A 24513-nucleotide genomic window follows, 5' to 3' on the forward strand; every position below is an offset into this window, starting at 1 on the left:
CGACCGGGTCGGATCAGCTCGTGACGGTCTGCGCCGCGCGCAGCTTCGCGAGCACCTGGTCGCGCAGCTCTTCGGGCGCGCTCTCCTTGCACGCCCGGGCCAGCACCTCGGTCAGCGTGCGGGCGACGAGCGCCTCGTCCTGGCACCCCTCGCAATGCTCCAGGTGCTCGGCGATATCGGTCTGCGAGGTCTTGCAGACCTCGTGGCGCAGGTACTCCTCCAGGTCGCGCCGCGCCTTCTCACAGCCGCAGTCGGTCATTTCGTGCTCCTCGTCGAGGCGGCGGTCTGGATGCCGCGCTCCTTTGCGTAGTCGGCCAGCAGTTCACGGAGCATTCGCCTGCCACGGTGCAGACGGCTCATGACCGTGCCGATGGGGGTCTTCATGATGTCGGCGATCTCCTGGTAGGCGAAGCCCTCGACGTCGGCGAGGTACACCGCCAGCCGGAAGTCCTCGGGGATCGACTGCAGCGCATCCTTCACGACCGACGCGGGCATGTGGTCGATCGCCTCGGCCTCCGCCGAGCGCGTGCTCGTCGCGGTGGTCGACTCGGCACCGCCGAGCTGCCAGTCCTCGAGGTCGTCGATCGTGCCCTGATACGGCTCGCGCTGCTTCTTGCGGTACGTGTTGATGTACGTGTTCGTCAGGATGCGGTAGAGCCACGCCTTGAGGTTCGTGCCCTGCGTGAAGGTCTTCCACGACGCGAACGCCTTGACGAAGGTCTCCTGCACGAGGTCGGCCGCATCGGCCGGATTGCGCGTCATCCGCATGGCCGCGGCATAGAGCTGGTCCATGAAGGGCAGCGCCTGCTCTTCGAACTGCGCCCGTGCGTCCTGCGCGGGCGCCGCGGCTTCTGCGGCCTGGTCGATCGAATCGCTCATCACGCGCCAGTCTACGGCGGCCGCCTCCAAGCCTGCCGGGGCGGGATGCCGCGACCCGAGGCTCAGCGACGACGCATCGGTCTCGACGCGATCAAGTGTGGCGAACATCCGGCTCCGCTCGTGGGTGTCTCCCGGGGCTGTCGCACCGGTTCAGTAGGGTAGAACCCGATGACAGCCGACGGGTATTCCCCCACTTCCGCGCCGACCGCGCGCGGCCACTGGCACGCGCCTGTCGCGGCGGGCGCGCTGCGTGCCACCGTGACCGTGCCGGGCTCCAAATCGCTCACGAACCGCGAGCTCATCCTCGCCGCGCTGGCCGATGCTCCGAGCCGGCTGATCGCCCCGCTGCACTCCGACGATTCCGCGCGCATGATCGACGCGCTGCGGTCGCTCGGCGTCGGCATCGAGCTCGTGCCGGGCGCGGGCCTCTACGGCGACGACATCGAGGTCACGCCGGTGTGGCCGCTCGGCGGCGAGACCGTCGTCGACTGCGGTCAGGCGGGCACCGTCATGCGGTTCGTCGCGGCGCTCGGCGGGTTCGCGCGCGGCGACGTCACCCTCACGGCGCACGAGAGCGCGCTGCACCGCCCGATGGGCGCCATGATCACTGCCCTGCGCGACGTCGGCGTCGACATCGACGACGGCGCCCGCTGGGCGCTCCCCTTCATCGTGCGCGGCCACGGCCACGTGCGCGGCGGCGAGGTCACGATCGACGCGAGCGCGTCGAGCCAGTTCGTCTCGGGCCTGCTGCTCGCAGCCCCCCGGTTCGACGTCGGCCTCCACCTCGTGCACGCCGGCGAGCGGCTGCCCAGCATCCCGCACATCGACATGACCGTCGAGTCCCTCGCACACCGCGGTGTGCACGTCGAGCGTCCGGCCGTCGGCGAGTGGATCGTGCCCGCGAGCACCATCCGCGGCAAGGACGTGGCCATCGAGCCCGATCTGTCGAACGCGGCGCCGTTCCTCGGCGCGGCCATGGTCGCGGGCGGATCCGTGTCGGTGACCGGCTGGCCCGCCCACTCCACGCAGCCCGGCGCCATGCTCACCGACATCCTGTCGCTCATGGGCGCGCGCGTGGTGCGCAGGGGCGGCGCGCTCACGGTCACGGCGGGCGCCGGCATCCAGGGCGTGGATCTCGACCTGTCGGCCGCGGGCGAGCTCGCCCCGACGATCTTCGCGCTCACGGCGTTCGCGGAGTCCCCGTCGACGCTGCACGGCATCGGCCACATCCGCGGGCACGAGACCGACCGCATCGCGGCGCTCGTCGCGGAGCTGCGCGCCCTCGGCGGCGAGGCCCACGAGCTGCCCGACGGCATCCGCATCGTCCCCCGGCCGCTGCACGGCGGCGTGTGGCACGCGTACCACGACCACCGCATGGCGACCACGGGCGCCCTGATCGGACTGGCCGTGCCGGGCGTCGAGGTCGACGACATCGGCACCACCGCCAAGACGATGCCCGAGTTCCCGCAGATCTGGCAGCGCATGCTCGAGGGCGACGGCGACGACCGCGCCGAGGGCGGCCTCGCGGAGGAGTCGGTGCGCGCCTCGTGACGCGGCCTTCGACAGCATGAAGCGATCCGGGACGACGGCATGAGCTGGCTGGACGACTTCGACGACGACGAACCCGAGTTCGACGAGGCCGACGTCCGGGTGCGGCCGAACCCCAAGGCGAATCGACCGCGCACGAAGCGGCGCCCGGCGCACAGCGACGCCGAGATCGCCCGCGTACTCGGCGTCGACCGCGGCCGGTACACCGTTCTGGTCGACGAGGATCTCCCCGAGGAGCACACCGTGCTGGCGACCCGCGCCCGCGAGCTGCGCAAGACGCCGATCGTCACGGGTGACCGCGCACGCGTCGTGGGCGACACCTCCGGCGACGAAGGCACCCTCGCGCGCATCGTGGGCATCGAGGAGCGCACGTCGCTGCTGCGTCGCAGCGCCGACGACACCGACCAGGTCGAGCGGGTCATCGTCGCCAACGCCGACCAGATGCTCGTCGTGGTCGCCGCCGCCGATCCCGAGCCGCGGCCGAGGCTCGTCGACCGGTACTTGGTCGCCGCCCTGGACGCCGGCATCCGTCCCCTCCTCGTCGTCACGAAGACCGACCTCGCCGACCCCTCCGAGTTCCTGGCGCACTTCGACGGGCTCGACCTCGAGGTGTTCACGAGCGGACGCGAAGAGATGCCGCTGGAGCGCATCGGCGCGGCGCTCATCGGGCACTCGACCGTGTTCGTCGGGCACTCCGGCGTCGGCAAGTCGACGCTCGTGAACGCGCTCGTGCCCGACGCGAAGCGCGCCACCGGGCACGTCAACGAGGTGACCGGGCGCGGACGCCACACGTCCAGTTCGACGGTCTCGCTGCGCTATCGCGGCGAGGGCGGCAACGGCTGGGTGATCGACACCCCGGGCGTCCGGTCGTTCGGACTGGGGCACGTCGACCCCGCGAACATCCTGCGCGCGTTCACCGATCTGGCCGAGATCGCCGAGGAGTGCCCGCGCGGGTGCACGCATCTGCCCGACGCCCCCGACTGCGCGATCGTCGAGGCGGTCGAGGAGGGCAGGCTCGGTCCCGGCGGCGCGGCGCGGCTGGACTCGCTGCAGCGCCTGCTCGAGACGTTCGCGAAGAAGGCCCAGGAGCCCGGCGCGTAGGTCGCGCGAGCCTGCCGCCTAGAGTGGACGGGTGACCACGCAGCGCCTCGAACCCGGTTCCCTCGCTCCCGCCTTCACGCTCCCCGACCAGGACGAGCGCCCGGTGACGCTGAAGGACCTGCGTGGCGGCCCGGTCATCCTGTTCTTCTATCCGGCCGCGATGACGCCCGGCTGCACGAAGGAGGCGTGCGACTTCCGCGACAGCCTCGCGCCGCTGCAGGCCGCCGGCTACACGGTGCTCGGCATCTCGCCCGACGAGCCCGAGAAGCTGCGCCGCTTCCGCGAGCGCGACGGCCTGACCTACGACCTGCTGAGCGACCCCGGCCACAAGGTGCTGGAGAAGTACGCCGCGTGGGGCGAGAAGATGAACTACGGCAAGACGTTCCTCGGCGTCATCCGCTCGACCATCGTGATCGACGCGAAGGGCCGTGTCATCCACGCCCTGTACAACGTGCGCGCGACCGGCCACGTCGCCCGCGTGCGGACGCTGCTGGGCGTCTGAGCCCTCGTCCCGGCGATCCTGTCGGGACTAGCGGGATGCCGCGCCCCGCGGCCGCTCGTCGGGTCCGCCCTCGCCGTCACGGCGTGCGGTGCGACCCGCATCGCGCACGGCGAGGATGAGCAGCACCAGCACCACGACGGCCGGCACGGCGAGCGCGAGCGCGATGCCGGGCGCGGCGAAGGCGCCGGTGACGGCCCCGAGCGCGACGGCGAGGATCAGCAGCTGCGTGACGATGCCGCCGGAGCGGCCCCACGACAGACCGCGCCACACGGCGACGGCGAAGGCGATGACCGCGGCCGCGCCGACGAGGCTCAGCACGATGAGCGCGAGGGCGCTCGCGAGGGAGTCCGTGTCGCCCCGCAGGATCTCCACGATCTGCCAGACCACCAGTGCGGCGATGCCCACTCCTTCGAGGCCGACCAGCACCGCGGCGACCCTTCCGGACACGTTTGTCCGCATTCTCCGTCGACTCCCTCTTCCTTCGGCGAGCGTTTTGTGCGAACCCTCCACACCACAGGGGGAACACTCAGCAAGTCCCACACAAACGCGCCGATCAACCCTTGATTCAGGTAAACCGCTATGGGACGATTGGTGAAGCCGTGTGCTCCCACAGCGACGTGGGGCGAGTTTCCTCGCACATCCCACAGGGTATCGGACCCGAACCGGCACTCTTTCCCCACCCCTCTGTAACAAGGAGCACCCCCATGGACTGGCGCGACAAGGCCGCCTGCCTGACCGTCGACCCCGAACTGTTCTTCCCCGTGGGGAACACCGGACCGGCCGTCGATCAGATCGAGAAGGCCAAGTCGGTGTGCGCACGCTGCACCGTCACCGAGATCTGCCTGCAGTACGCCCTCGAGACCGGTCAGGACTCGGGCGTGTGGGGCGGCCTGTCCGAGGACGAGCGCCGCGCACTCAAGCGCCGCGCCGCCCGCGCGCGCCGCGCCTCCTGACACCTTCACGACGACACCCGGGCGCCTCGGCGCCCGGGTGTCGTCGCGTGTGCGGCCTCCCCCGTGCGGGTGACCGTGGAGAGGGGATGCCGCGGCCCGCGGCATCCCCTCCCCGTCAGCTCTTGCTGCGCTCGATGTAGCGGAGCGGGATGTCGATCGTCACCTCGGTGCCGCTGCCCATGATGGTGTGCCAGTCGATGGTGCCGCCGAGCTCGCCCTGGATGAGGGTGCGCACGATCTGCGTGCCGAGGCCGCGTCCGACCTGACCCTCGGGCAGACCCGACCCGGTGTCGCGGACGCGCACCTCGAGGCGGTCGTCGGTGCGGTCGGCGATGATCTCGACGTCGCCTTCCTGACCGGCGAGGCCGTGCTCGACGGCGTTCGTGACGAGCTCGGTGAGCGCGAGCGCCAGCGGCGTCGCGTACTCGCTGGGCAGCGTGCCGAATCGTCCGGTCGAGTGCGTCTTCGCCCGCGTGTTGGGGGCTGCCGCCACCTCGGCGACGAGCTTCAGCACGCGCGCGAACACCTCGTCGAAGTCCACGTTCTGCGCGAGTCCCTCCGACAGCGTGTCGTGCACGACCGCGATCGCCGAGACGCGGCGCATCGCCTGCGTCAGCGCGTCGCGGGCCTCGTCGGAGTGCGAACGGCGTGCCTGGATGCGAAGCAGCGAGGCCACCGTCTGCAGGTTGTTCTTGACGCGGTGATGGATCTCACGGATCGTCGCGTCCTTGGTGATGAGCTCCTGCTCCTGGTGGCGGATCTCGGTGACGTCGCGGCACAGCAGGATCGCGCCGATGCGTGTGCCGTGGTCGCGCAGCGGGATCGTGCGCAGCGACACCGTGACGCCGCGCGCCTCGAGGTCGGCACGCCACGGCGCACGCCCCGTCACGACGACGGGAAGGGACTCGTCGAACTGGCGCTTGGCGGGGAGGATCTGCGTCACGACCTCGACGAGCGACTCCCCCTCGAGCTCGTCGTCGAAGCCGAGCCGGTTGAACGCCGACAGCGCGTTGGGGCTCGCGAATGTCGTCACGCCGTCCACGTCGAGGCGGACCAGGCCGTCGGACGCGCGCGGTGCACCGCGGCGCGGCGAGGTGGGGGCCGTGAGGTCGGGGAAGTCGCCCGACGCGATCATTCCGAACAGGTCGTCCGCGCACTCGTTGAACGTGATCTGCTGGCGCGACGGCGTGCGTGCCTCGCCGAGGTTCGTATGGCGGGTCAAGACGCCGATCGTCTGCACGACGCCGCTGTGCTTGCGCGCGACGGGAACGGCGCGCACACGCGTGGGCGTCTCCTCGAACCAGTCGGGCGACGCCGAGTCGACGATCGCGCCGGTCTGGAAGGCCTCCCGCACCTGCGTGCGCCACTGCGGGCGCACGCGGTCGCCGACGATGTCGCGGTAGAAGAGGGTCGCCGCGCCGCTCGGGCGCGTGTGGGCGACGGCGACGAAGGAGTCGTCCGAGGTGGGCACCCAGAGCACGATGTCGGCCGAGGCCAGATCGGCGAGGAGCTGACCGTCACCCGCGAGACGGTGGAGCCACTCCACATCCTCCTCGCTGGAGCGGCCCTGGGCGTAGACGAGATCGCTGAGGGTCGACACGCACCTAAGCCTAGGGCTCGTGCCTCACGCGGCCGGTGCGCCGGCGCCCGACGGCTCCCGCGCGTCGCCGTGCGCGCCGCGTTGCGCGCCGCGTCGGAGGATGCCGCCGACCGGCCTGCGTGCCTTCACGGCCGTGCCCGCATCCGGTGCCGGGACGACGGCGTCGCCGGCGAACCGCCGCACGGCCAGGGTGAGCGGCGACTTCGGCGCGACCTCGGCGATGGTCTGCGACGACAGCAGTGCGGCGTCCGCGGAACGGGGGTCCTGCGGCAGGAACCACACGTCCTCGACGCCGCCGAAGCGGTCGAGCGTGCGACGCACCTGCCCCCGTGCGTCGATCCCGAGCGCGCCGGGTCGCAGTCGGTTCGCGACCACCGCGACACGCGTGGCGCCGATCGTCGCACGCAGCTCGGCGTACGCCCGGAGGAAGCGCGCCACTCCGAGCGGATCGGCCGCGGCCACGGCGACGACGAGGTCGGCAGCCCGGAGCGCGGCGATCGTGGCGGCGTTGCGACGCGGCCCGTCCAGGTCGCTCACGATCTCCTCGTCCCGCTCCAGCGACGACGCGACGTCGACCACCGTGTAGTCGGCCCAGTCGCGGCACGCGGCGAGCGCCGTCGTGACACGCCGGTCGCTCAGCTCGGGCCAGCGCGACGGCCGGTTGATCCCGGTGAGCACGTCGACGCCGGTGCGCCCGAGCGGGATGGCGATGCGCGTGAGCTCGCGCGCGTCGAGTCCGCCGAGCTCGGCCTGCCGGCAGGCCGCGGCGAACCCCGGCCCCTCGTCGGCGAGACCGAGCATGAGCGCGATCGACGGCGCATGCGTGTCGGCGTCGACGAGGGCGACATGGCGGCCGCCGCGGGCCAGCTCCATGGCGAGCTCGGTCGCGACGGTCGTACGGCCGGGCGCGCCGGCGGGACCCCACACGGCGATGATGCGCGGGCGCGCCGGCGTGGCGTCGGAGTGGCGGGGGGCGGCAGGAGCCGCCGACGGACCCGCCACCAGCGCGTCGGCGATGCGCCACGGCTCGGTGGCGGCGTCGAGCGGGGCTTCGAGACCGCACGCGGCGGCCAGGCGCTCCCCCGCCGCGTCCGCGACGAGAGGCACGATCCGCGTCCCCGCACGGTCGCACAGCGCGACCACCGTGGGTGACAGCGACGCCCTGCCCACCTCGAGCACGAGCACGTCAGCCTCGGCGAGGGCGCGCAGCAGCGCGTCCCCCTCGGCACCCGGCATCGCCTCGGTCGCCGCCGCGGCGGGAGCGGATGCCGCGAACCGGCCGATCACGTCGACGCCCTCGCGCTGCAGCCCGGCGACGAGCGCGTCCGCCTCGTCGACGGCGACGACCGCCTTCACGATCCAGCCCCCGTCGTCGGGACGATCGACAGCGCAGACTCGTCCGCCATCGCCGCGAGCGTCGCCGACACGTCGTCGCGAGGGATGACGAGCTCGAGTGCGGCGGCACCTCCCCCGATCATCGAGTCGTCGCGGGTGACCGAGACCACGGTGGCGTCGGCCACGAGGATGCGCGGATCGTCGTACGCGCCGCGTTCGAGCAGGGGCGCCGCCCAGACCTCGACGACCGTGCCCGCTTCGACCGAGGCCGGCACGTCGACCGCGCTGCGCACGACGACGCTCGTGGTGCGCGCATCCGCGGCATCGCCGACCGAAGCGGCCGGCACCAGCTCGCCCGCCTCGATCGTGCGCGTCGCCACGGCCGCGGCGTCCAGATCGCCCTCTCCGAGGTAGATGCCGGCGACGGCGCCGAGCGCGACGTCGACGACCTTGACGTCGCCGGCGGCGATCGGCTCGCCGGGAACGATCGTGTGCGCGGCCGCGTACACGGGGACCGTCTGCCTCGCCGCGGCGACGACGAGCCACACGCCCACGACGGAAGCGACCACGAGGAGGACGCCGAGGAAGAACCGCGCGTCGCCCCAGAAGGCGCGGCGCGGCGTGCGGACGGAATCGCTGGCGGCGGTCATGGGACCATCGTCGCTGACTCGCGCGAAACGCGTCGTGCGTTATCCACAGGGGGCGGCGCTCCCGGCCGGTGCCTCAGCGGCCGGGCCATAATGGGGGCATGTCAGATGACCCGACGTCCGACGTGCGCCTTCTTGCCCCCGCCCAGGTGGGCGAGGTGCTCGGCGTGTCGGTGGACGAGGTGATGGCCCTCGTCCACGAGGGCCGCCTCCGCGGTATGCGGGTCGGGTCGCCCGCCCGCTGGCGCGTCGACGCCGCGAGCATCACCGGCTATCTCGACGACCAGGCCGAGGAGGCCCGTCGCATGGCCCTGTGGCGGCAGTCGCAGACGGCGAGCTTCCCCGAGCTGTGGGGCAGCGGGGTCGTCCGCAACGGGGACTGACCGCACGCTCCGAGTCCGGTGTCGAACGGCTCAGGCCAGGGCCGGCGCTTCGTCGGCGCGCACCCACGCGACGGCCGCGAACGGCACCATCCGATGCCCCGTCACCGCATCCGCCCGACGCGGCGCGCCCGGGTCGTGGAGGGCGAGGTCGAGGTGATCGGCGCCGGCACGGTCGATCGTGCCCGTGAGGAGCCGGCCGTTCACCAGGTGCACCACGACCCCGGCGCGTCGGCGCACGAGGTCGCGCAGAACGAAGCCGAACGTGAGGCGCTCGGCCAGCGGCGACCGTGGTGGGGAGACCCTCGCCGTGCGCAGCAGGTCGGCGTGCGGCATCCCGACCGCGAGGATCGCGGCGAACGGCGCGACGACCGCGCCGGGCGGTCCCTCCACGGGTGCGAGCGCGACCCAGTCGGCCCCGACGCCCGTGACGGTCGCGCGCAGCGTCGTCCCGTCGACGAGATCGAAGGATGCCGTCGTCAGCGCCGCGCCGTCGCGCCCGGCGAGCAGGCCCAGGCGCTCGGACAGCTGCACGCGGGACAGCCGCAGGCGCTCGGCCTCGGTGTCGAGCGCGGCGCGTTCGGCCTCCCATTCGGAGGCGAGCTGATCCTCGAGGTCGTCGAAGAAGCGGTCCCAGCGCACGCAGCGAGCGTAGGGCAAATCGGCTCTGACCGGCCTCGAGTTATCCACATACCCGGGGATCGGGATTTTCCTGGGAGTTCCCCGTGTGTTGTACTAGCCCCAAGACATCCCCCCTGTCGAGATAGGCACCCATGGCAACGACGCCCGCGGGAACCGCCCGCGCACTTCCACACCCTCAGTCGTCACGCAGCGCACAGCTCTCGGAGTTCTTCGCGCCGCAGCGCACGCCGTCGATCGAGCTGCCCTCGCCCGAGCCCTTCCTGCGCAATCTCGCGCTCGGCGTGCTCGAGGTCTTCGCGGGCGTGCGCGAGGTCGAGCAGCTCGCGCGCTGGCTCACCGAAGACGCGTACCGCAAGCTCGTCGTCCGCACCAACCTCGCCACACGGGCCCGCAACGCCCGCGGCATGGTCGCCCGCCGGCCCGTGCACACCGTCATGTCGGTGCACGAGTCGTCGCCGGCGGACGGCATCGTCGAAGCGGTCGTCGTGGTGCGTGGCCCCGCCCGCACGCGCGCCCTGGCTGTGCGCCTCGAGGGGCGCGACGGCCGCTGGCGCGCCACCTCGCTCGCGCTGCTCTGACCCCGAGCCGCGACGGGCGGGCCGGTCCCGACGATGTGACCGGCCCGGCCGTCAGCGTTCCTCGTCGTTCCGGGATGCCGCGGGCCGCGGCATCCCTCCCCTACTGCTTGTACGACGAAAGGAAGTTGCCCAGGCGCTCGATCGCCTCGGTGAGCACGCGCGCCTCGGGAAGCGTGACGATGCGCAGGTGGTCGGGGGTGGGCCAGTTGAACCCGGTGCCCTGCACGAGGAGGACGTGCTCGGCGACGAGGAAGTCGTACACCAGCTTGCCGTCGTCGTGGATCTCGTACACCTCGGGGTCGAGACGCGGGAACGCGTACAGCGCGCCCTGCGGCTTCAGGCAGCTGACGCCCGGGATGCGCTCGAGGGCCTCCCACGCGGCATCCCGCTGCTCGAGGAGGCGCCCTTCGGGGGCGATGAGCGCGTCGATCGACTGCACGCCCGAGAGCGCCGCCTGCACGGCGTGCTGGGCCGGGACGTTGGGACACAGGCGCGTCGACGCGAGCAGCTGGATGCCCTCGAGGAAACCGGCGGCATGCGACTTCGGGCCCGTGATCACGAGCCAGCCCGAGCGGTAGCCGGCGACGCGGTACGTCTTCGACAGGCCGTTGAACGTCAGGCACAGCAGGTCGGGAGCGAGTGTCGCGAGCGAGATGTGCTTCGCCTCGTCGTACAGGATGCGGTCGTAGATCTCGTCCGAGAGCAGCAGCAGCGAGTTCTCGCGCGCGATCTCGACGATCCCCTCCAGCACCTCGCGGGTGTAGACCGCGCCCGTGGGGTTGTTGGGGTTGATGACGACGATCGCCTTCGTGCGCGGCGTGACCTTGGCGCGGATGTCGTCGAGGCTCGGCTGCCAGCCGTCGTCGGGATCGCACCGGTAATTCACCGGGGTGCCTCCCGCGAGGCTCGTCATGGCGGTCCAGAGCGGGTAGTCCGGTGCCGGGATCAGCACTTCGTCGCCCTCGTCCAGGAGCGCCTGCATCGTCATGGTGATGAGTTCGGACACGCCGTTGCCGAGGTACACGTCGTCGGGGTCGAACTGCGGGAAGCCGGGCACCTGCTCGTAGCGCGAGACGACCGCACGGCGCGCCGACATGATGCCCTTGCTGTCGCTGTAGCCGTGCGCGTGCGGGACGGCCTCGATCATGTCGCGCACGATCTGGAACGGCGCCTCGAATCCGAACACCGCCGGGTTGCCGGTGTTGAGCTTCAGGATCGTGTGCCCGTCGTTCTCCAGCCGGTCGGCCTCGGCGAGGGCCGCCCCACGGATCTCATAGAGAACGTTCTGGAGCTTGCTCGACTGGTCGAGGGGGCGGAGGCGATTCATCGCATCAGGATATCCGCGGCCGCTCGGGGCCAATGAACCAGACGTGGCCCGCGACCGGTCGGTCGCGGGCCACGTCGGGATGAAGCGTTACTTCTTGCGCTGCTCCGCGGCGCGGCGCTGTGCGCGGTTGAGCGGCGCCTGCTCGGGAGCAGCCGCGTCGGTCTTCTGCCCGAACGCACCGCGCGGCGCCTCGGCGGCCGGCTGTGCCTGCGGCTGCGCGGGCGTCGCGGCAGCCGCGGCGGCCGCCTGGCGCAGTCGCGTCGCCGCCTGCTGCACCTGGCCGCGCTCGTTGCGCACCTCGACCTCGCCGGCGTCGTTGGACGCCGTGTACTGCAGACGCTGCGCCTCGACGGGCTGTGCCGACAGGCCCTTGGCCTCGACCTGGGTGACCTGGTCGGCGTCGCCCTCGCCCTGACGGCGCACCTCGACCTCGAGGTTGTAGAGGTAGCCGACCGACTCCTCCTTGATCTGCCCCATCATGGCCTGGAACATCTGGTAGCCCTCGCGCTGGTACTCGATCAGCGGGTCGCGCTGGGCCATGGCGCGCAGGCCGATGCCGTCCTTGAGGTAGTCCATCTCGTACAGGTGGTCGCGCCAGCGGCGGTCGAGCACCTGCAGCACGACGCGGCGCTCGAGCTCGCGCGTCGCGGCCTCGCCGAGCGTGGTCTGGCGCTTCTCGTAGGCGATGCGTGCGTCCGAGAGGATCTCGCGCTTGAGGCCGTCGGCGGTGATGCCGCCCTTGCGACCGGATGCCTCGGCCACGACCTCGTCGATGGTCACGCCCACCGGGTACAGGGTCTTCAGCTCGGTCCACAGCGAGTCGAAGTCCCAGCTCTCGTTGTGGCCGGATCCGGTGTGGTCGTCGATGACGGCGCCGATCGCGTCCTCGATGAAGTGCTGCACGCGGTCGGCGATGTCGTCGCCCTGCAGGATGTGGCGGCGGTCGGAGTAGATCGCCTCGCGCTGGCGGTTGAGGACGTCGTCGTACTTCAGGACGTTCTTGCGGATCTCGGCGTTGCGCGCCTCGACCTGGCTCTGCGCGGACTTGATCGCGCGCGTGACCATGCCGGACTCGATCGCGACGTCGTCCGGGAAGTTGGTGCGCGCGATGATCGCCTCGGCTGCGCCCGACTGGAACAGCCGCATGAGGTCGTCGGTGAGCGACAGGTAGAAGCGGCTCTCGCCGGGGTCGCCCTGACGGCCCGAGCGACCGCGCAGCTGGTTGTCGATGCGCCGCGACTCGTGGCGCTCGGTGCCGAGCACGTACAGTCCGCCGGCCTCGACGACCTGGGTGGCCTCGCCCGCGACGCGGTTGCGCATGTCCTGGTAGACGGCGTCCCACTCGGCCTCGTACTCGTCGGGCGTCTCGACGGGGTCGAGGCCCTTGGCCTTCATCTCCTGCACGGCGAGGAACTCGGCGTTGCCGCCGAGCATGATGTCGGTTCCACGACCGGCCATGTTCGTGGCGACGGTGACGGCGCCCAGGCGCCCCGCACGGGCGACGATCTCGGCCTCGCGCGCGTGGTTCTTGGCGTTGAGGACCTCGTGCTTGATGCCCTTCTTGGCCAGCAGGCGCGACAGGTACTCGCTCTTCTCGACGCTCACGGTGCCGACGAGGACGGGCTGGCCGCCCTCGTGGCGCTGGGCGATGTCCTCGACGACCTGCGCGAACTTCGCCGTCTCGTTCTTGTAGACGAGGTCGGCCTGGTCCTTGCGGATCATCGGCTTGTTCGTCGGGATCGGCACGACGCCCAGCTGGTAGGTCGACATGAACTCGGCCGCCTCGGTCTCGGCGGTACCGGTCATGCCCGCGAGCTTGTCGTACAGGCGGAAGTAGTTCTGCAGCGTGACGGTGGCGAGGGTCTGGTTCTCGGCCTTGACCGGCACGGCCTCCTTGGCCTCGATGGCCTGGTGGATGCCCTCGTTGTAGCGCCGGCCGACCAGGATGCGGCCGGTGTGCTCGTCGACGATCATCACCTCGTCGTTCATGACGACGTAGTCGGTGTCGCGCTTGAACAGCGCGAGCGCCTTGATCGAGTTGTTGAGGAACGAGATGAGGGGCGTGTTGGCCGACTCGTAGAGGTTGTCGATGCCGAGGTAGTCCTCGACCTTCTCGATGCCGGGCTCGAGCACGCCGATGGTGCGCTTCTTCTCGTCGACCTCGTAGTCGACGCCCGATTCGAGGGTCTTGGCGATCTTGGCGAACTCGACGAACCAGCGGTTCGCCTCGCCCGACGACGGGCCCGAGATGATGAGCGGCGTGCGGGCCTCGTCGATGAGGATCGAGTCGACCTCGTCGACGATGGCGTAGAAGTGACCCCGCTGGACGAGGTCCTCCTTGCGCCATGCCATGTTGTCGCGCAGGTAGTCGAAGCCGAACTCGTTGTTCGTGCCGTACGTGATGTCGGCGTTGTACTGCTCGCGGCGCACGTCGGGCGTCTGGCCGGCCACGATCGTGCCGGTCGTCATGCCGAGCGCACGGTAGATGCGGCCCATCAGCTCGGACTGGTACGACGCCAGGAAGTCGTTGACCGTGATGACGTGCACGCCCTCGCCGGCGATGGCGTTGAGGTACACGGGGAACGAGCCCGTGAGCGTCTTGCCCTCACCGGTCTTCATCTCGGCGATGTTGCCGAGGTGCAGTGCCGCGCCGCCCATGATCTGCACGTCGTAGGCGCGCTGGCCGAGGGTCCGCTTGGCCGCCTCGCGCACCGCGGCGAACGCCTCGGGCATGAGGTGGTCGAGCGTCTCGCCGGCCTGGTAGCGGGCGCGCAGCTCGGCGGTCTCGCCGCGGAGCTCCTCGTCGGTGAGGTGCTCGTAGTCCTCTTCGAGGGCGCCGACGGCCTTGACGACCTGCTGGAGCCGGCGGAGGACGCGACCCTCACCGGCGCGAAGCAGTTTCTCGAGGGGGTTGGCCACGGAGTGTCTCCATCTTCAGGGAAGTCGGGTGCGGCGCGCTGGCGCCGCTGCCACCCGGACCCCCAGGGTCCAGGCATACCTGCCTATGTTATCCACCCGTGACCTTGGTGTGCGCTGGGTGCGGGTGCACGGGCCGGACGGGGTGAGACGATGCTGTTCCCGTGGATTCCCCCCGGATCCACCGACACGATGGAGTGTTCATGCGCGGGCTTCGCCGTCCGATCGTCGCCATGGTGGCGGCATCCCTTCTCGTCGTCCTGCAGGCCGTCGCGGATCCGACGGGGCTGCTCGCACTCGTCGGCTGGCCCGGCGGCGGGCTGCAGGCCGCGCTCGTGTGGCCGCTGGCGCCCTACGCGGTGTTCGTCCCGGTGCTGCTCGCGGTGGTGTGGTGGTCCGCGGTGCGCGCAGGCGAGCGGTTCTGGACGATGTTCGCGGGCGTCGTGCTGGCGGTCCTGCTCGCCCAGGCGGCGGCGGCCTTCGTGATGGTGTGGGATGCCGCCACCGCCGCGTGGGCGGCGGGCTATGTGACCGCCAAGGCGCTGCCGGCGGCGGCGATCGTCGCCGCCGCGACCCGATGGCTCGGCGGGGGCTCGACGCGGCCCGTCTTCGACCGCGGCGCCGTGTGGCCCGCGGCGATCGCCTTCGGCGCTCTGGCCCCGATCGCCGCCGGCTCGTGGTGGACGGGGGCGGGGTACGCCCCGCTCGTGCCCGTTCCCCGGCCCGAGCGCGGCTTCGTGAGCGTGGCGGTCGCGGTGGCGCTGATGATCGGTGCGGCGGCGCTGTGCCTGCGGTTCATGCGCCGCCGGGTGCCCGGGCTGCTCGGCGTCTGGCTCGGTGTGCTGGCCGGCGGCGCGATGTTCGGGATCGTGCAGGCGCTCGTCGCGTTCGTCGTCGACGACGGTCTCGCGGGAGACATGTGGCCGCTCATGGTCGCGTACGTGCATGTCGCCGACGGCCTGTCGTTCGCCGCGTGCCTCGGGTGGATCCCCGCGCTCCTCGCCGTCGTCCTCGACCGCGTGCGCCGGGCACGGCCGCAGGCCGAGGGGACGATGGATGCCGCCCCCGCACGCCGCCGCCGCGTCGGAGCGATCGCCGTGGCCGCCGTCGCGGTGGCCGCGCTGGTGTTCGTGCCCGTCGCCGTCACCGGCGGCGGAGTCGCCGAGGGCCGTGCGGCGGCGGAGGCGGAGGCATCCACTCCCGAAGGGTTCCTGCGCGCGGACGGCGACCGCATCACCGACGGCGAGGGTCACGACGTGCTGCTGCGCGGCGTGAACGTCAACCAGCTCGTCGACTTCTACCAGCCGCGCGCGGACGTGCCGGCGACGCGGCCGCTGACCGAGGACGACTTCGCCGGCATGGCCGCGTACGGGTTCGACGTCGTGCGCCTGGGCATCTCGTGGTCCACGCTCGAACCCACGCGTGGAGAGCTCGACGCCGGCTACCTCGAGCAGATCGACCAGGCGGTCGAGTGGGCCAAGGACCACGGCATCCGCACCGTCATCGATCTGCACCAGGACGGCTGGTCGAACGCCTCCACCGCCGAAGGGACGGTGTGCCGCCCCGGCACCGACCCGATGTGGGGGTACGACGGCGCCCCGGAGTGGGCCACGATCACCGACGGCGCGCCCCGGTGCGCCTTCACGGGGCGCGACATCTCCCCCGCCGGCGACCGCGCGTTCCAGCACTTCTGGTTCGACACCGACGGCATCCAGACCGCGCTCGTGCGCACGTGGGGCGAGCTCGCCGGCCGGTACGCCGACGAGCCGGCGGTCGCCGGCTTCGACCTCATGAACGAGCCCGGCTTCGGCGAGACCGCGCCGGTGACCACATCGCTGCTGCTCGGCCGCTACTACGACCGCGCGATCCAGGCGATCCGCGCGGCCGGCGCCCCGCAGATCGTGTTTATCGAGCCGAGCATCCTGTGGTCGGGGCTGGGCTTCGACAGCGGACCCGCGCTCGCCTTCACGGACGACGCGAACATCGTCTTCTCGCCGCACCTGTACGCCGAGTCGATCACGATGGACCACTCGCTCGGCCTGCCGACCATCGTCGGCATCGCACGGCAGCTCGACCTCGCGGATCGCGTGGCTGACGCGTACGGCGTGCCGCTGTGGTCGGGCGAGTACGGCTACTGGGGTGACGAAGAGTCGATCGCGGACCGCATCGGCCGCTATGCCGACGCGGAGGACGCGCACCTGCTGGGCAGCGCGTACTGGGTGTGGAAGCAGTCGTGCGGCGATCCCCAGAACGGAATCGGCGAGGTGGGGCTCGGGCTGGTCCCCGAGGACTGCGCGACCGGCGAGGACGGCCCGCGCAACGTGCCGCTGCTCGACACGCTGAGCCGTGCGTACCCGCAGGCCTCTCCCGGCCGGCTGACGGGACTCGAGGCCGACGGCGCCACGATCGCGATGACGGGGACGGTCGACGGCGAGACGTGCGGGCTCGACGTCTGGGTCCCGGGCGATGCCGAACCGGATCCCGTCACCGACGGACTGACGCGCATCGAGATCGACGAGGTCGACGGCGGCTGGCGCGTGACCGCGTGCGCCGAGGGCGACTACTCGCTCACGAACGGCTGAGTCCCGCCGGAGTTCGTGAGCCACCGGGCGGCGGCATCCCTCGCTGTATTCCGGGTATGTATATACTCGGTCACTACATACTGGGTATACCCCGACGGAGAGGTACGACATGGTGGTCTGGCGTCGATGGATCTTCCCGATCCTGATGGTGATCGTGGTGGGGGCAGTGGCCATCGCCCTCGTGAAGATCGCGTTCTTCCCCGATCAGGCGCCCGCCGCCGCGGTGGAGCCGAACGCGCAGATCGCCGATCCCGTCGTCGCCGTCGAACGCGGCGAGGTCGTCAACGCGCTGAGCCTCACCGGCACGATCGCGCGGGACGCCGCCTATCCGGTCCGCTCGGGTGTCGACGGTCTCGTCACCTCGGTCGACGTCGGCGAGGGCCAGTCCGTCGCGGCCGGGCAGAAGCTGTTCACGATCAAGCAGGCCGACCCCGTCAAGAACATCGACGTCGTCGCACCGGAGGCCGGCGACGTCACCGAGCTCTCGGTCGTCAACGGCCAGCCGGCGAGCATCGGCGGCGAACTCGTGAAGCTCACGCCGGCGCGCTACCACGTGCAGGCCACTGTCGAGCCGGTGCAGCTGTACCGCCTGCTCAACGCGCCGACCGAGGCCGCCGTCACGATCCAGGGCGGGCCCGCGCCGTTCACGTGCACGGGCCTGAAGGTCGCCGTCGCGGAGGACGGCACGACGACGGTCACGTGCGCCGTGCCGGCCGACCAGACCGTGTTCGCCGGCCTGCAGGCACAGCTCGACATCGACCTGGGCACCGTGTCGGACGTGCTCGTGGTGCCGACCACCGCCGTCAAGGGCGGCTCGGGCACCGGCGTCGTGTGGGTGGATGCGGGCACCGGCGAGCTCGAGGAGCGCGACGTGACGCTCGGCGTCAGCGACGGGACGACGGTCGAGGTCACCGCGGGCGTCGAGGAGGGCGAGCAGGTGCGCCAGTACGTGCCGGGCCTCGCCGCCGGCAACGAGCCGCAGTGCTACGACGACGGCATGGGCGGCCAGTACTGCGAGCCGGCCGGGTGGAACTGGTGAGCCTCGTCCGCCTCGAAGGGGTCGCGAAGCACGTCATCCTGCCGGACGACTCGCGGCTCGACATCCTGCGCGACATCGAGCTCGCCATCGCTGCGGGCGACCACGTCGCGATCGTCGGGCGCAGCGGCTCGGGCAAGTCGACGCTGCTGAACCTCATGGGCATGCTCGACCGCCCGTCCGAGGGCGCCGTGTGGTTCCGCGGCGAGCCCGTGCGCAAGATGCGCAAGGGCAAGCTCGACAAGCTGCGAGGCCGCAACGTCGGGTTCGTGTTCCAGCAGTTCAACCTGCTGGCCGGCCGCACCGCGCTGGAGAACGTCGCGATGCCGCTGGGCTACGCGTCCGGCCGCGCGTTCTGGAACCGCCGTCGCACCGCCACGGCCATGCTCGAGCGCGTCGGCCTCGGCCATCGCATCGAATCCACGCCCGAGCAGCTGTCGGGCGGCGAGCAGCAGCGCGTCGCCATCGCGCGGGCGCTCGTGCGACGACCCGCCCTGATCCTCGCCGACGAGCCCACCGGCGCCCTCGACGTCGAGACCGGCGGCAGCGTCATGGCGCTCCTCGACGAGATCGCGTCCGAGGCCGACGCCGCACTCGTCACGATCACGCACGACCTCCATGTCGCCGCCCGCGCGCGGCGTCACTATCGCCTGGAGGCAGGGGTCCTCACGCCGTTCGACCTGTCCGCCCCCGCCGCAGGCGCCGCGGCGGCGGCGGCCTACGACCGCATCGACCTCGCCCCCGAGCTCGCCGAGAGCGTCTCCGCGGGACCCGTGGATGCCGCCATCTCCGCCGAACCGCCGGCCGAGGAACCCGCCACCGGCGCCGACCCCGGCGACACCCCGGTCGGCGAGATGCCGCGGGATGCGGCATCCCTCTCCCCGACCGAGGACGAGACCGTCGAGGTGGCCTCGTGACCGGGCTGATCGGCGCGCTCGGCGAGGCGTGGTCCGAGCTGCGCCACCACAAGCTGCGCGTGCTGCTGAGCCTCATCGGCATCGCGGTGTCGGTGGGCGCGCTCACCGCCGTGGTCGCGCTGAGCGAGTACCAGCAGCAGCAGATGGCCGAGCAATCCGACCAGAGCGGCGGCCGCCCGGCGACCGTGTCGATCTCGGCCATGACCACCGACGGCACCCCGATGGACTGGCAGGCCTTCGACGCGCACGTGAACGCCGTGGCGGAGCGCTACACGTTCTCGTACCTCACCCGCATCGTCAACCCCGTGACCGCGCAGGTGCAGACCCCCGAGCAGGTGCAGACGCTCAACATGCGGCTCGTCGACCCGGCGTACCCGGTCATCCACCGCACCCCGCTGCTGGAGGGCCGCTGGTTCGAAGAGGCCGACGCCGAGCTGCTCGCCCCGCCCGTCGTGATCACCGAGGCGCTGTGGGACGTCTACGGGCGTCCCGACCTCGCCAGGGGGTTCGCGATCACCCTCATCGGTGACGTCGCGGGCTCGTACCCCGTGATCGGTGTGACGCCGCGCGTGTACGACGGCGACAACGAGAAGCTCGCCACCATGCTGTACGACTCGTACGCGGCCCGTGTGGACGCGCTGCCCGCCGACACCTCGGTGTCGTGGGAGGTATGGGTGCCCGAGGACGGGGTCGCCGACATCGGTCCGGTCCTCGCCATGGACCTGCGGGCGGGCGTCGACAAGAGCGTCGACGTGACGGTGTCGCGCACCGACTGGGCGTCCCGCCCGGACGCACAGAGCTCGGCCGCCATGTTCGAGCTCATCACCGGCGCCATCGCCGGCCTCGTGCTGCTGCTCGGAGGCCTCGGCCTCGTCAACATCCAGCTCGTGGCGATGCGCCAGCGCATCCGCGAGATCGGGGTGCGGCGCAGCTTCGGCGCGACCGGCGGCCGCATCTTCACGTCGGTGCTGCTGGAGAGCGTCGTCGCGACCGCGGTGGCGGGCGTCATCGGCATCGCGCTGGCCGTCGCGATCCTCAAGGCGCCGTTCGTGCTCGACATGTTCCAGGGGATGCAGGACATCCCGCCGTTCCCCATGCGCGCCGCAGTCACCGGACTGATCGCCGCGGTCGCGATCGGCGCGGCCGCCGGCTTCATCCCCGCACTCATGGCTGTGAGGTCCAACGTCATCGACGCACTTCGTTTCTGAACACCGTCTGCGCTTCAGCCCGAGCGCAGCAGTCCTCCGTCCCGAAGGAGTTCCCATGTCCGTCCGCCAGAGCCTGCTGGCCATCCTCGATCAAGGCCCCTGCTACGGGTATCAGCTGCGCGCCGAGTTCGACCGGCGCACCGGATCCACGTGGCCGCTCAACGTCGGCCAGATCTACAACACGCTCGACCGTCTGGAACGGGACGGCCTCGTCGAGAAGGGAGACCTCGACGACCAGGGTCACGTGTACTGGCAGATCACCGACGCCGGCGCCGCCGCAGTGCGCTCATGGCTCGACTCGCCCGTCGAGCGCGGCCACGGCACCCGCGACGAGCTCGCGATCAAGCTGGCCGTCGCCGCGACCCTGCCCGGGGTCGAGGTGGCCGACATCATCCAGACGCAGCGGCGCTCCTCGCTCGCCCAGCTGCAGGCGCTCAATCGCGCGAAGTACGCGGGCGAGAACCCTGACGGCCCCGAGGAGCTGGCGTGGTCGCTCGTCGTGGACTCGATGATCTTCGCCGCCGAGGCGGAGGTGCGCTGGCTCGACCACTCCGAGCAGCGCCTCGCGATGCATCCGGACCACGCCATGGCGCTCGCGCTGTCGACCGACAAGCCCAAACGCGGGCGCCCTGCCCTTCGACAGGCTCAGGGGCCGGCAGCTGAGCCTGTCGAAGCGCCGGAGTCCGTGCGATGACCGAGACCGTGCTGCGCCTCATCGGGGTGACGCAGCAGTACGGTGTCGGCGCGACCGCCGTCTCGGCGCTGTCGGGCGTCGACCTCGAGGTGCACCGTGGCGAGCTCGTCGCGGTGATGGGGCCCTCGGGGTCGGGCAAGTCCACGCTGCTCGCGATCGCCGGCGGCCTCGCGATCCCCACGACCGGCGAGGTCGTGGTCGAAGGCGCCTACCTCAGCGAGCAGTCCCCCCGCGAACTGGCACGGCTGCGGCGGCGTTCGCTCGGCTTCGTGTTCCAGGACTTCAACCTCATCCCCACGCTGACCGCCCTGGAGAACGTCACTCTGCCCCTCGAGCTCGACGGGTTCCGCGCACGTGCCGCCCGACGCGCCGGTCTCGACGCCCTCGCCTCGGTGGGCCTCGAAGACAAGGCGCCGTCGTACCCCGACGACCTCTCCGGCGGTCAGCAGCAGCGGGTGGCGATCGCGCGCGCCGTCGTCGGCGGGCGCCGGCTGATCCTCGCCGACGAGCCCACCGGCGCCCTCGATTCGGTCACCGGCGAGCTCGTGCTGAAGATGCTGAGGGCGAGAGTGGATGCCGGGGCCGCCGGCATCCTCGTCACCCACGAGGCCCGCCACGCCGCTTTCGCCGACCGCATCGTGTTCCTCCGCGACGGCCGCATGGTCGACCAGACGCGCCGCGACGGCGCCGAGACCCTGCTCGCCGGAACGCGATGACCGGAGTGCTCGATGCGCCCGTCGCCGACCTGGTGGCGGAACCGCGGGATGCCGCGACCCGCGGTCGTTCGTCGGCGTGGGCGCGCTGGCGCGTGGCGGTGCGTCTCGCCCGACGGCAGGTGTGGCGGGCGAAAGGAGCGAGCGCACTCGTGATGGCGCTCGTGGCGCTGCCGGTCGCGGGCCTCAGCGGCGCCGCGATCGTGTGGCAGAGCAACGAGCCCACGCCGGAGCAGCGCGCCGCCCTCGAGCTCGGGGGCAACGCCGCGTGGATCGAGGCGCTCGACAACGCCGACCCGACCCGCTGGCAGTCCGTCGATCAGCCGTGGGACAACGACGTCGTGCGGGCGGACGGCGGCCGCGCGATCGCGCAGGGCGGCCCCGTGCCCGACGACCCGGCCGGGCTCCTTCCGCCGGGCACCGAGCTGTTCACCGTCGTGGAGGGCTCCCTCGGTGTCGAGACGGCCACCGGCGAGGGATGGCTCTCCGCCGTGTCGGGCGACGTGTGGCGCACCGAGTTCGACGGCAGGTACCGCGTGCTCGACGGCGCGACGCCGTCCGGCCGCGACGAGGCGATGGCGAGCCCCGGAGCGCTGGAGCGTCTCGGTGTGCACATCGGCGACCGCGTGCAGCTGATCGGCGCGGACCGCGCGCTCACGATCACCGGCACGCTGCGGTCGGCGCGCGACGAGGCATCCGTGCCGGTCCTCTACGTCGCCGAGGCCGACGTCGCCCTCGTGGGCGACGGGTACACCCGGTGGTACACGCCGCAGTGGCAACCGGACCTCGACGGCCTCGCCGACCTCAACCACGCCGGATTCGTCGCGTTCGCGCACGACCTCGTGGTGGATCCGCCGCCGGGTGCCCGGCTGTCGCCGTACGGCACCGGGCGCATGGACATCGGGACGGTGCTGCTCGTGGGCACGCTCATCGCCGTCTTCAGCGGATACGTCGTCGTGCTGCTGGCCGGAGCCGCCTTCTCGGTGGGCGCGCGCCGTCAGCAGCGGGCCCTCGCCATGGCCGCGAGCGTAGGAGCCGCGCGCGGCGACGTGTTCCGGATCGTGCTGCTGCAGGGCACGGTGCTCGGAGCCCTCGGCGCGCTCGTCGGGACGCTCGCCGGCGCGGCGGCGGGCGGTGTGTTCCTCGCCGCCACCGACCGCGGCGCTCAGGACGGCTTCTGGGGCAACTTCGGATTCCGCGTGCCGTGGGCGCTGCTCGCGGCGATCGCGGTCTTCGCGGTCCTGGTCGGCACGCTGTCGGCCATCGTGCCCGCGCATCGTGCGACGGCCGGAGACGTCCTCGGCGCGCTGCGGGGCGCGCGCCGACCGGCGGTCCTGCGCCCGCGGCGGCCGATCGCGGGGCTGGTGGTCCTGGCGACAGGACTCGCGGCCACGGTGGCCGGTGCCCTCGTGATGGCGGAACAGCTCGCCGCAGAGCCGACCAACGCCGACCGCCCGCTGTTCTACGCGGCGGTGTGGGCCGTGGTGCTCGGCCCGTTCGTCTTCCAGGTGGGGCTGCTGATCCCGTCGCACTGGGTGCTCGTCCAGCTCTCGCGCCCGCTGTCGCGGCTCGGGCTCGCACCACGGATCGCGAGCCGGGATGCCGCCGCCACCCCGTCGCGGGTGGTGCCCGCGTTCGCCGTGATCGGCGCGTGCGTCTTCGCGGCGTCCGTCGCCGTGTCGGCCACCGCGCTGACCTCCGCCGGCAACGCCCGGCAGCACTACTACTCCGCGCCGCTCGGCGCCGTCGCGCTCGGCATGTGGCAGGACGGCGACGAGGCTTCGGACGCGCTCCTCGCGGCGGCAGAGGACGTCATCGCCGCTACCGCGCCGTCCGCCACCGCCCTCGCATCGACGCAGCTGACGTCGACCGTCGACGGCGCCACCGATCCCGGGGTCCGGATCTTCGCCGCCGCCCGCCAGCGCTACACCGGCTGCGTCGGCTCGGCCTGCCTGCAGCCCTACGACGCGGCATCCGGCGTGGTCTACGTGGTCGAGCCCGACGACGTGGCCACGCTGCTCGGCACGGACCCCGGCGCTGCGGCCCTGCGCACGCTGGCCTCGGGCGGCGCGATCCTCACGCAGAAGGACTACGCCGCCGCGGACGCGCAGGTCGTGATCACCGAATGGGACGCCCGAGGCTACGACGAGCTGATGTCGAGCAGCGACCGCGACGCCGCGGTACGGCCCGCGGCGTCGCACGAGCTCGATGCCGCGCTCGTCGACGTCGGACGTCAGCAGCCGTTCGAGATCCTCATCGCCCCCGCGACGGCGGCCGGTCTCGGCATGCAGGTCGTGCCGTCGCAGCTCATCGCAACCTACGACGCCCCGCTCGACGTCGCGACGATCGAGCGCATCAGCGCGCAGACACGCGACCTGCGCGTCGGGCCGAGCGCCGGCGTCTGGGCGACCGTCGAGCTCGGACCCGCCCCGGCGGACCCGTGGCTGTGGCTCATCGTGGGGATCGCGGTCGCCCTCGTCGCGGGCGCGAGCGCCGTCGCCCTCGGCCTCGCACGACTCGAGCGACGCCCGGACGACGCCACCCTCGCCGCGATCGGCGGCGGTCCGATGATGCGACGCAGCATCAACGCGTGGCAGGCGGCCGTCATCTCGGCGATCGGCACGGTGCTCGGCACCGCGGCGGGGTACGTGTCGATGTGGGGCTTCGCGACAGCCAACGCCGGGTTCTTCGACGTCGCCGACATGCCCTGGCCCTGGCTGGCGCTGCTGGCGCTGGGCCTGCCCGCTGCGATCGTGCTCGCCGCGTGGCTGGTGCCGCCCCGGCATCCCGACCTCACCCGCCGCACGGTCATCACGTGACCGCCGCGGGACGGAGCCGGTGGCCCGAGATCGCCCGGCACACGGCATCCTGTCGCCTCACAGGCGGACCCCGCTACGCTTAACTGTGCACACGAACGCCGACCAGATCGAAGACGAGGCTCAGACCGAGCCCGCA

Annotated in this window: 22 protein-coding genes; 13 read left to right on the forward strand and 9 right to left on the reverse strand. The window is 71.9% G+C overall.

Going from position 1 to position 24513, the window contains the following annotated elements:
* Nucleotides 1-13 precede the first annotated feature (13 nt).
* Together ACFWJ8_RS14550 and ACFWJ8_RS14555 are read right to left on the reverse strand one after the other, a co-directional pair.
* On the reverse strand, nucleotides 14-259 hold the full coding sequence (locus tag ACFWJ8_RS14550) for an alpha-ketoglutarate decarboxylase (RefSeq protein WP_378812714.1): 246 nt from the start codon (nucleotides 257-259) through the stop codon (nucleotides 14-16).
* Nucleotides 256-879 (reverse strand): sigma-70 family RNA polymerase sigma factor, encoded by a 624-nt coding sequence (locus tag ACFWJ8_RS14555; RefSeq protein ID WP_378812716.1) that lies wholly within the window; start codon nucleotides 877-879, stop codon nucleotides 256-258. Before ACFWJ8_RS14555 ends, ACFWJ8_RS14550 begins: the two co-directional genes overlap by 4 nt.
* 168 nt (nucleotides 880-1047) lie before the next feature.
* On the opposite strand from ACFWJ8_RS14555, the gene aroA reads away from it, so the two are divergent.
* Genes aroA through bcp form a run of 3 tightly spaced genes read left to right on the forward strand, consistent with a single transcriptional unit; the run spans nucleotide 1048 to nucleotide 4030 of the window.
* Entirely contained in the window at nucleotides 1048-2430 is a 1383-nt protein-coding gene (gene aroA / locus ACFWJ8_RS14560; RefSeq protein WP_378812719.1) for a 3-phosphoshikimate 1-carboxyvinyltransferase, read from the forward strand.
* Between the two features lie 39 nt (nucleotides 2431-2469).
* Entirely contained in the window at nucleotides 2470-3528 is a 1059-nt protein-coding gene (rsgA, locus tag ACFWJ8_RS14565; RefSeq protein ID WP_378812721.1) for a ribosome small subunit-dependent GTPase A, read from the forward strand.
* A 31-nt stretch (nucleotides 3529-3559) separates the two neighbouring features.
* The gene (bcp, locus tag ACFWJ8_RS14570; RefSeq protein WP_378812723.1) at nucleotides 3560-4030 is read left to right on the forward strand and encodes a thioredoxin-dependent thiol peroxidase; all 471 of its coding nucleotides are present in this window, start codon (nucleotides 3560-3562) and stop codon (nucleotides 4028-4030) included.
* 27 nt (nucleotides 4031-4057) lie between these two features.
* Here bcp and ACFWJ8_RS14575 read toward each other — a convergent pair whose 3' ends face one another.
* Nucleotides 4058-4477 (reverse strand): histidine kinase, encoded by a 420-nt coding sequence (locus tag ACFWJ8_RS14575; protein ID WP_378812726.1) that lies wholly within the window; start codon nucleotides 4475-4477, stop codon nucleotides 4058-4060.
* 257 nt (nucleotides 4478-4734) lie between these two features.
* Between ACFWJ8_RS14575 and ACFWJ8_RS14580 the strand changes: the two genes are divergently transcribed.
* Nucleotides 4735-4983, forward strand: coding sequence for a WhiB family transcriptional regulator (locus ACFWJ8_RS14580; protein ID WP_018171995.1), 249 nt, complete (start codon nucleotides 4735-4737; stop codon nucleotides 4981-4983).
* 115 nt (nucleotides 4984-5098) lie between these two features.
* On the opposite strand, the gene ACFWJ8_RS14585 is transcribed toward ACFWJ8_RS14580, so the two are convergent.
* Genes ACFWJ8_RS14585 through ACFWJ8_RS14595 form a run of 3 tightly spaced genes read right to left on the reverse strand, consistent with a single transcriptional unit; the run spans nucleotide 5099 to nucleotide 8568 of the window.
* On the reverse strand, nucleotides 5099-6583 hold the full coding sequence (locus ACFWJ8_RS14585; RefSeq protein WP_378812729.1) for a sensor histidine kinase: 1485 nt from the start codon (nucleotides 6581-6583) through the stop codon (nucleotides 5099-5101).
* Nucleotides 6584-6607: 24 nt separating this feature from the next.
* Nucleotides 6608-7939 carry a CpaE family protein gene (locus ACFWJ8_RS14590; RefSeq protein ID WP_378812732.1) on the reverse strand — a complete coding sequence of 444 codons (1332 nt, stop codon included), beginning with the start codon at nucleotides 7937-7939 and terminating at the stop codon, nucleotides 6608-6610.
* Nucleotides 7936-8568: a hypothetical protein gene (locus ACFWJ8_RS14595; protein ID WP_378812734.1), complete on the reverse strand. Its 633-nt coding sequence runs from the start codon at nucleotides 8566-8568 to the stop codon at nucleotides 7936-7938. Before ACFWJ8_RS14595 ends, ACFWJ8_RS14590 begins: the two co-directional genes overlap by 4 nt.
* 98 nt (nucleotides 8569-8666) lie before the next feature.
* Here ACFWJ8_RS14595 and ACFWJ8_RS14600 point away from each other — a divergent pair, with 98 nt between their 5' ends.
* Nucleotides 8667-8948: a helix-turn-helix domain-containing protein gene (locus tag ACFWJ8_RS14600; RefSeq protein ID WP_378812736.1), complete on the forward strand. Its 282-nt coding sequence runs from the start codon at nucleotides 8667-8669 to the stop codon at nucleotides 8946-8948.
* Between the two features lie 30 nt (nucleotides 8949-8978).
* Here the strand turns inward: ACFWJ8_RS14600 and ACFWJ8_RS14605 are convergent, their stop codons facing one another.
* Nucleotides 8979-9587 (reverse strand): hypothetical protein, encoded by a 609-nt coding sequence (locus ACFWJ8_RS14605; RefSeq protein ID WP_378812739.1) that lies wholly within the window; start codon nucleotides 9585-9587, stop codon nucleotides 8979-8981.
* Between the two features lie 131 nt (nucleotides 9588-9718).
* On the opposite strand from ACFWJ8_RS14605, the gene ACFWJ8_RS14610 reads away from it, so the two are divergent.
* Nucleotides 9719-10165, forward strand: a complete 447-nt coding sequence (locus ACFWJ8_RS14610) for an Rv3235 family protein (RefSeq protein WP_378812742.1) — start codon at nucleotides 9719-9721, stop codon at nucleotides 10163-10165.
* A gap of 100 nt (nucleotides 10166-10265) precedes the next feature.
* Here ACFWJ8_RS14610 and ACFWJ8_RS14615 read toward each other — a convergent pair whose 3' ends face one another.
* Together ACFWJ8_RS14615 and secA are read right to left on the reverse strand one after the other, a co-directional pair.
* The gene (locus tag ACFWJ8_RS14615) at nucleotides 10266-11492 is read right to left on the reverse strand and encodes a pyridoxal phosphate-dependent aminotransferase (RefSeq protein WP_378812745.1); all 1227 of its coding nucleotides are present in this window, start codon (nucleotides 11490-11492) and stop codon (nucleotides 10266-10268) included.
* Between the two features lie 87 nt (nucleotides 11493-11579).
* Complete coding sequence (gene secA / locus ACFWJ8_RS14620; RefSeq protein WP_378812748.1) at nucleotides 11580-14411, reverse strand: preprotein translocase subunit SecA; 2832 nt, start codon at nucleotides 14409-14411, stop codon at nucleotides 11580-11582.
* Nucleotides 14412-14611: 200 nt separating this feature from the next.
* On the opposite strand from secA, the gene ACFWJ8_RS14625 reads away from it, so the two are divergent.
* The 7 genes from ACFWJ8_RS14625 to ACFWJ8_RS14655 all read left to right on the forward strand — a co-directional run bounded on the left by ACFWJ8_RS14625 (nucleotide 14612) and on the right by ACFWJ8_RS14655 (nucleotide 24377).
* The gene (locus ACFWJ8_RS14625) at nucleotides 14612-16990 is read left to right on the forward strand and encodes a cellulase family glycosylhydrolase (RefSeq protein WP_378812751.1); all 2379 of its coding nucleotides are present in this window, start codon (nucleotides 14612-14614) and stop codon (nucleotides 16988-16990) included.
* A gap of 109 nt (nucleotides 16991-17099) precedes the next feature.
* Nucleotides 17100-18029, forward strand: coding sequence for an efflux RND transporter periplasmic adaptor subunit (locus ACFWJ8_RS14630; RefSeq protein WP_378812754.1), 930 nt, complete (start codon nucleotides 17100-17102; stop codon nucleotides 18027-18029).
* Entirely contained in the window at nucleotides 18026-18943 is a 918-nt protein-coding gene (locus ACFWJ8_RS14635; protein WP_378812757.1) for an ABC transporter ATP-binding protein, read from the forward strand. Before ACFWJ8_RS14630 ends, ACFWJ8_RS14635 begins: the two co-directional genes overlap by 4 nt.
* On the forward strand, nucleotides 18940-20151 hold the full coding sequence (locus ACFWJ8_RS14640) for an ABC transporter permease (RefSeq protein WP_378812759.1): 1212 nt from the start codon (nucleotides 18940-18942) through the stop codon (nucleotides 20149-20151). The genes ACFWJ8_RS14635 and ACFWJ8_RS14640 overlap by 4 nt, the downstream gene beginning before the upstream one ends.
* Before the next feature lie 55 nt (nucleotides 20152-20206).
* Nucleotides 20207-20845, forward strand: a complete 639-nt coding sequence (locus ACFWJ8_RS14645) for a PadR family transcriptional regulator (protein WP_378812761.1) — start codon at nucleotides 20207-20209, stop codon at nucleotides 20843-20845.
* Nucleotides 20842-21561, forward strand: a complete 720-nt coding sequence (locus tag ACFWJ8_RS14650; RefSeq protein WP_378812763.1) for an ABC transporter ATP-binding protein — start codon at nucleotides 20842-20844, stop codon at nucleotides 21559-21561. Before ACFWJ8_RS14645 ends, ACFWJ8_RS14650 begins: the two co-directional genes overlap by 4 nt.
* On the forward strand, nucleotides 21558-24377 hold the full coding sequence (locus ACFWJ8_RS14655; RefSeq protein WP_378812765.1) for an FtsX-like permease family protein: 2820 nt from the start codon (nucleotides 21558-21560) through the stop codon (nucleotides 24375-24377). The genes ACFWJ8_RS14650 and ACFWJ8_RS14655 overlap by 4 nt, the downstream gene beginning before the upstream one ends.
* Nucleotides 24378-24513: the final 136 nt, after the last annotated feature.

The organism is Microbacterium sp. NPDC058389 (assembly GCF_042722305.1).
Lineage (GTDB): Bacteria > Actinomycetota > Actinomycetes > Actinomycetales > Microbacteriaceae > Microbacterium.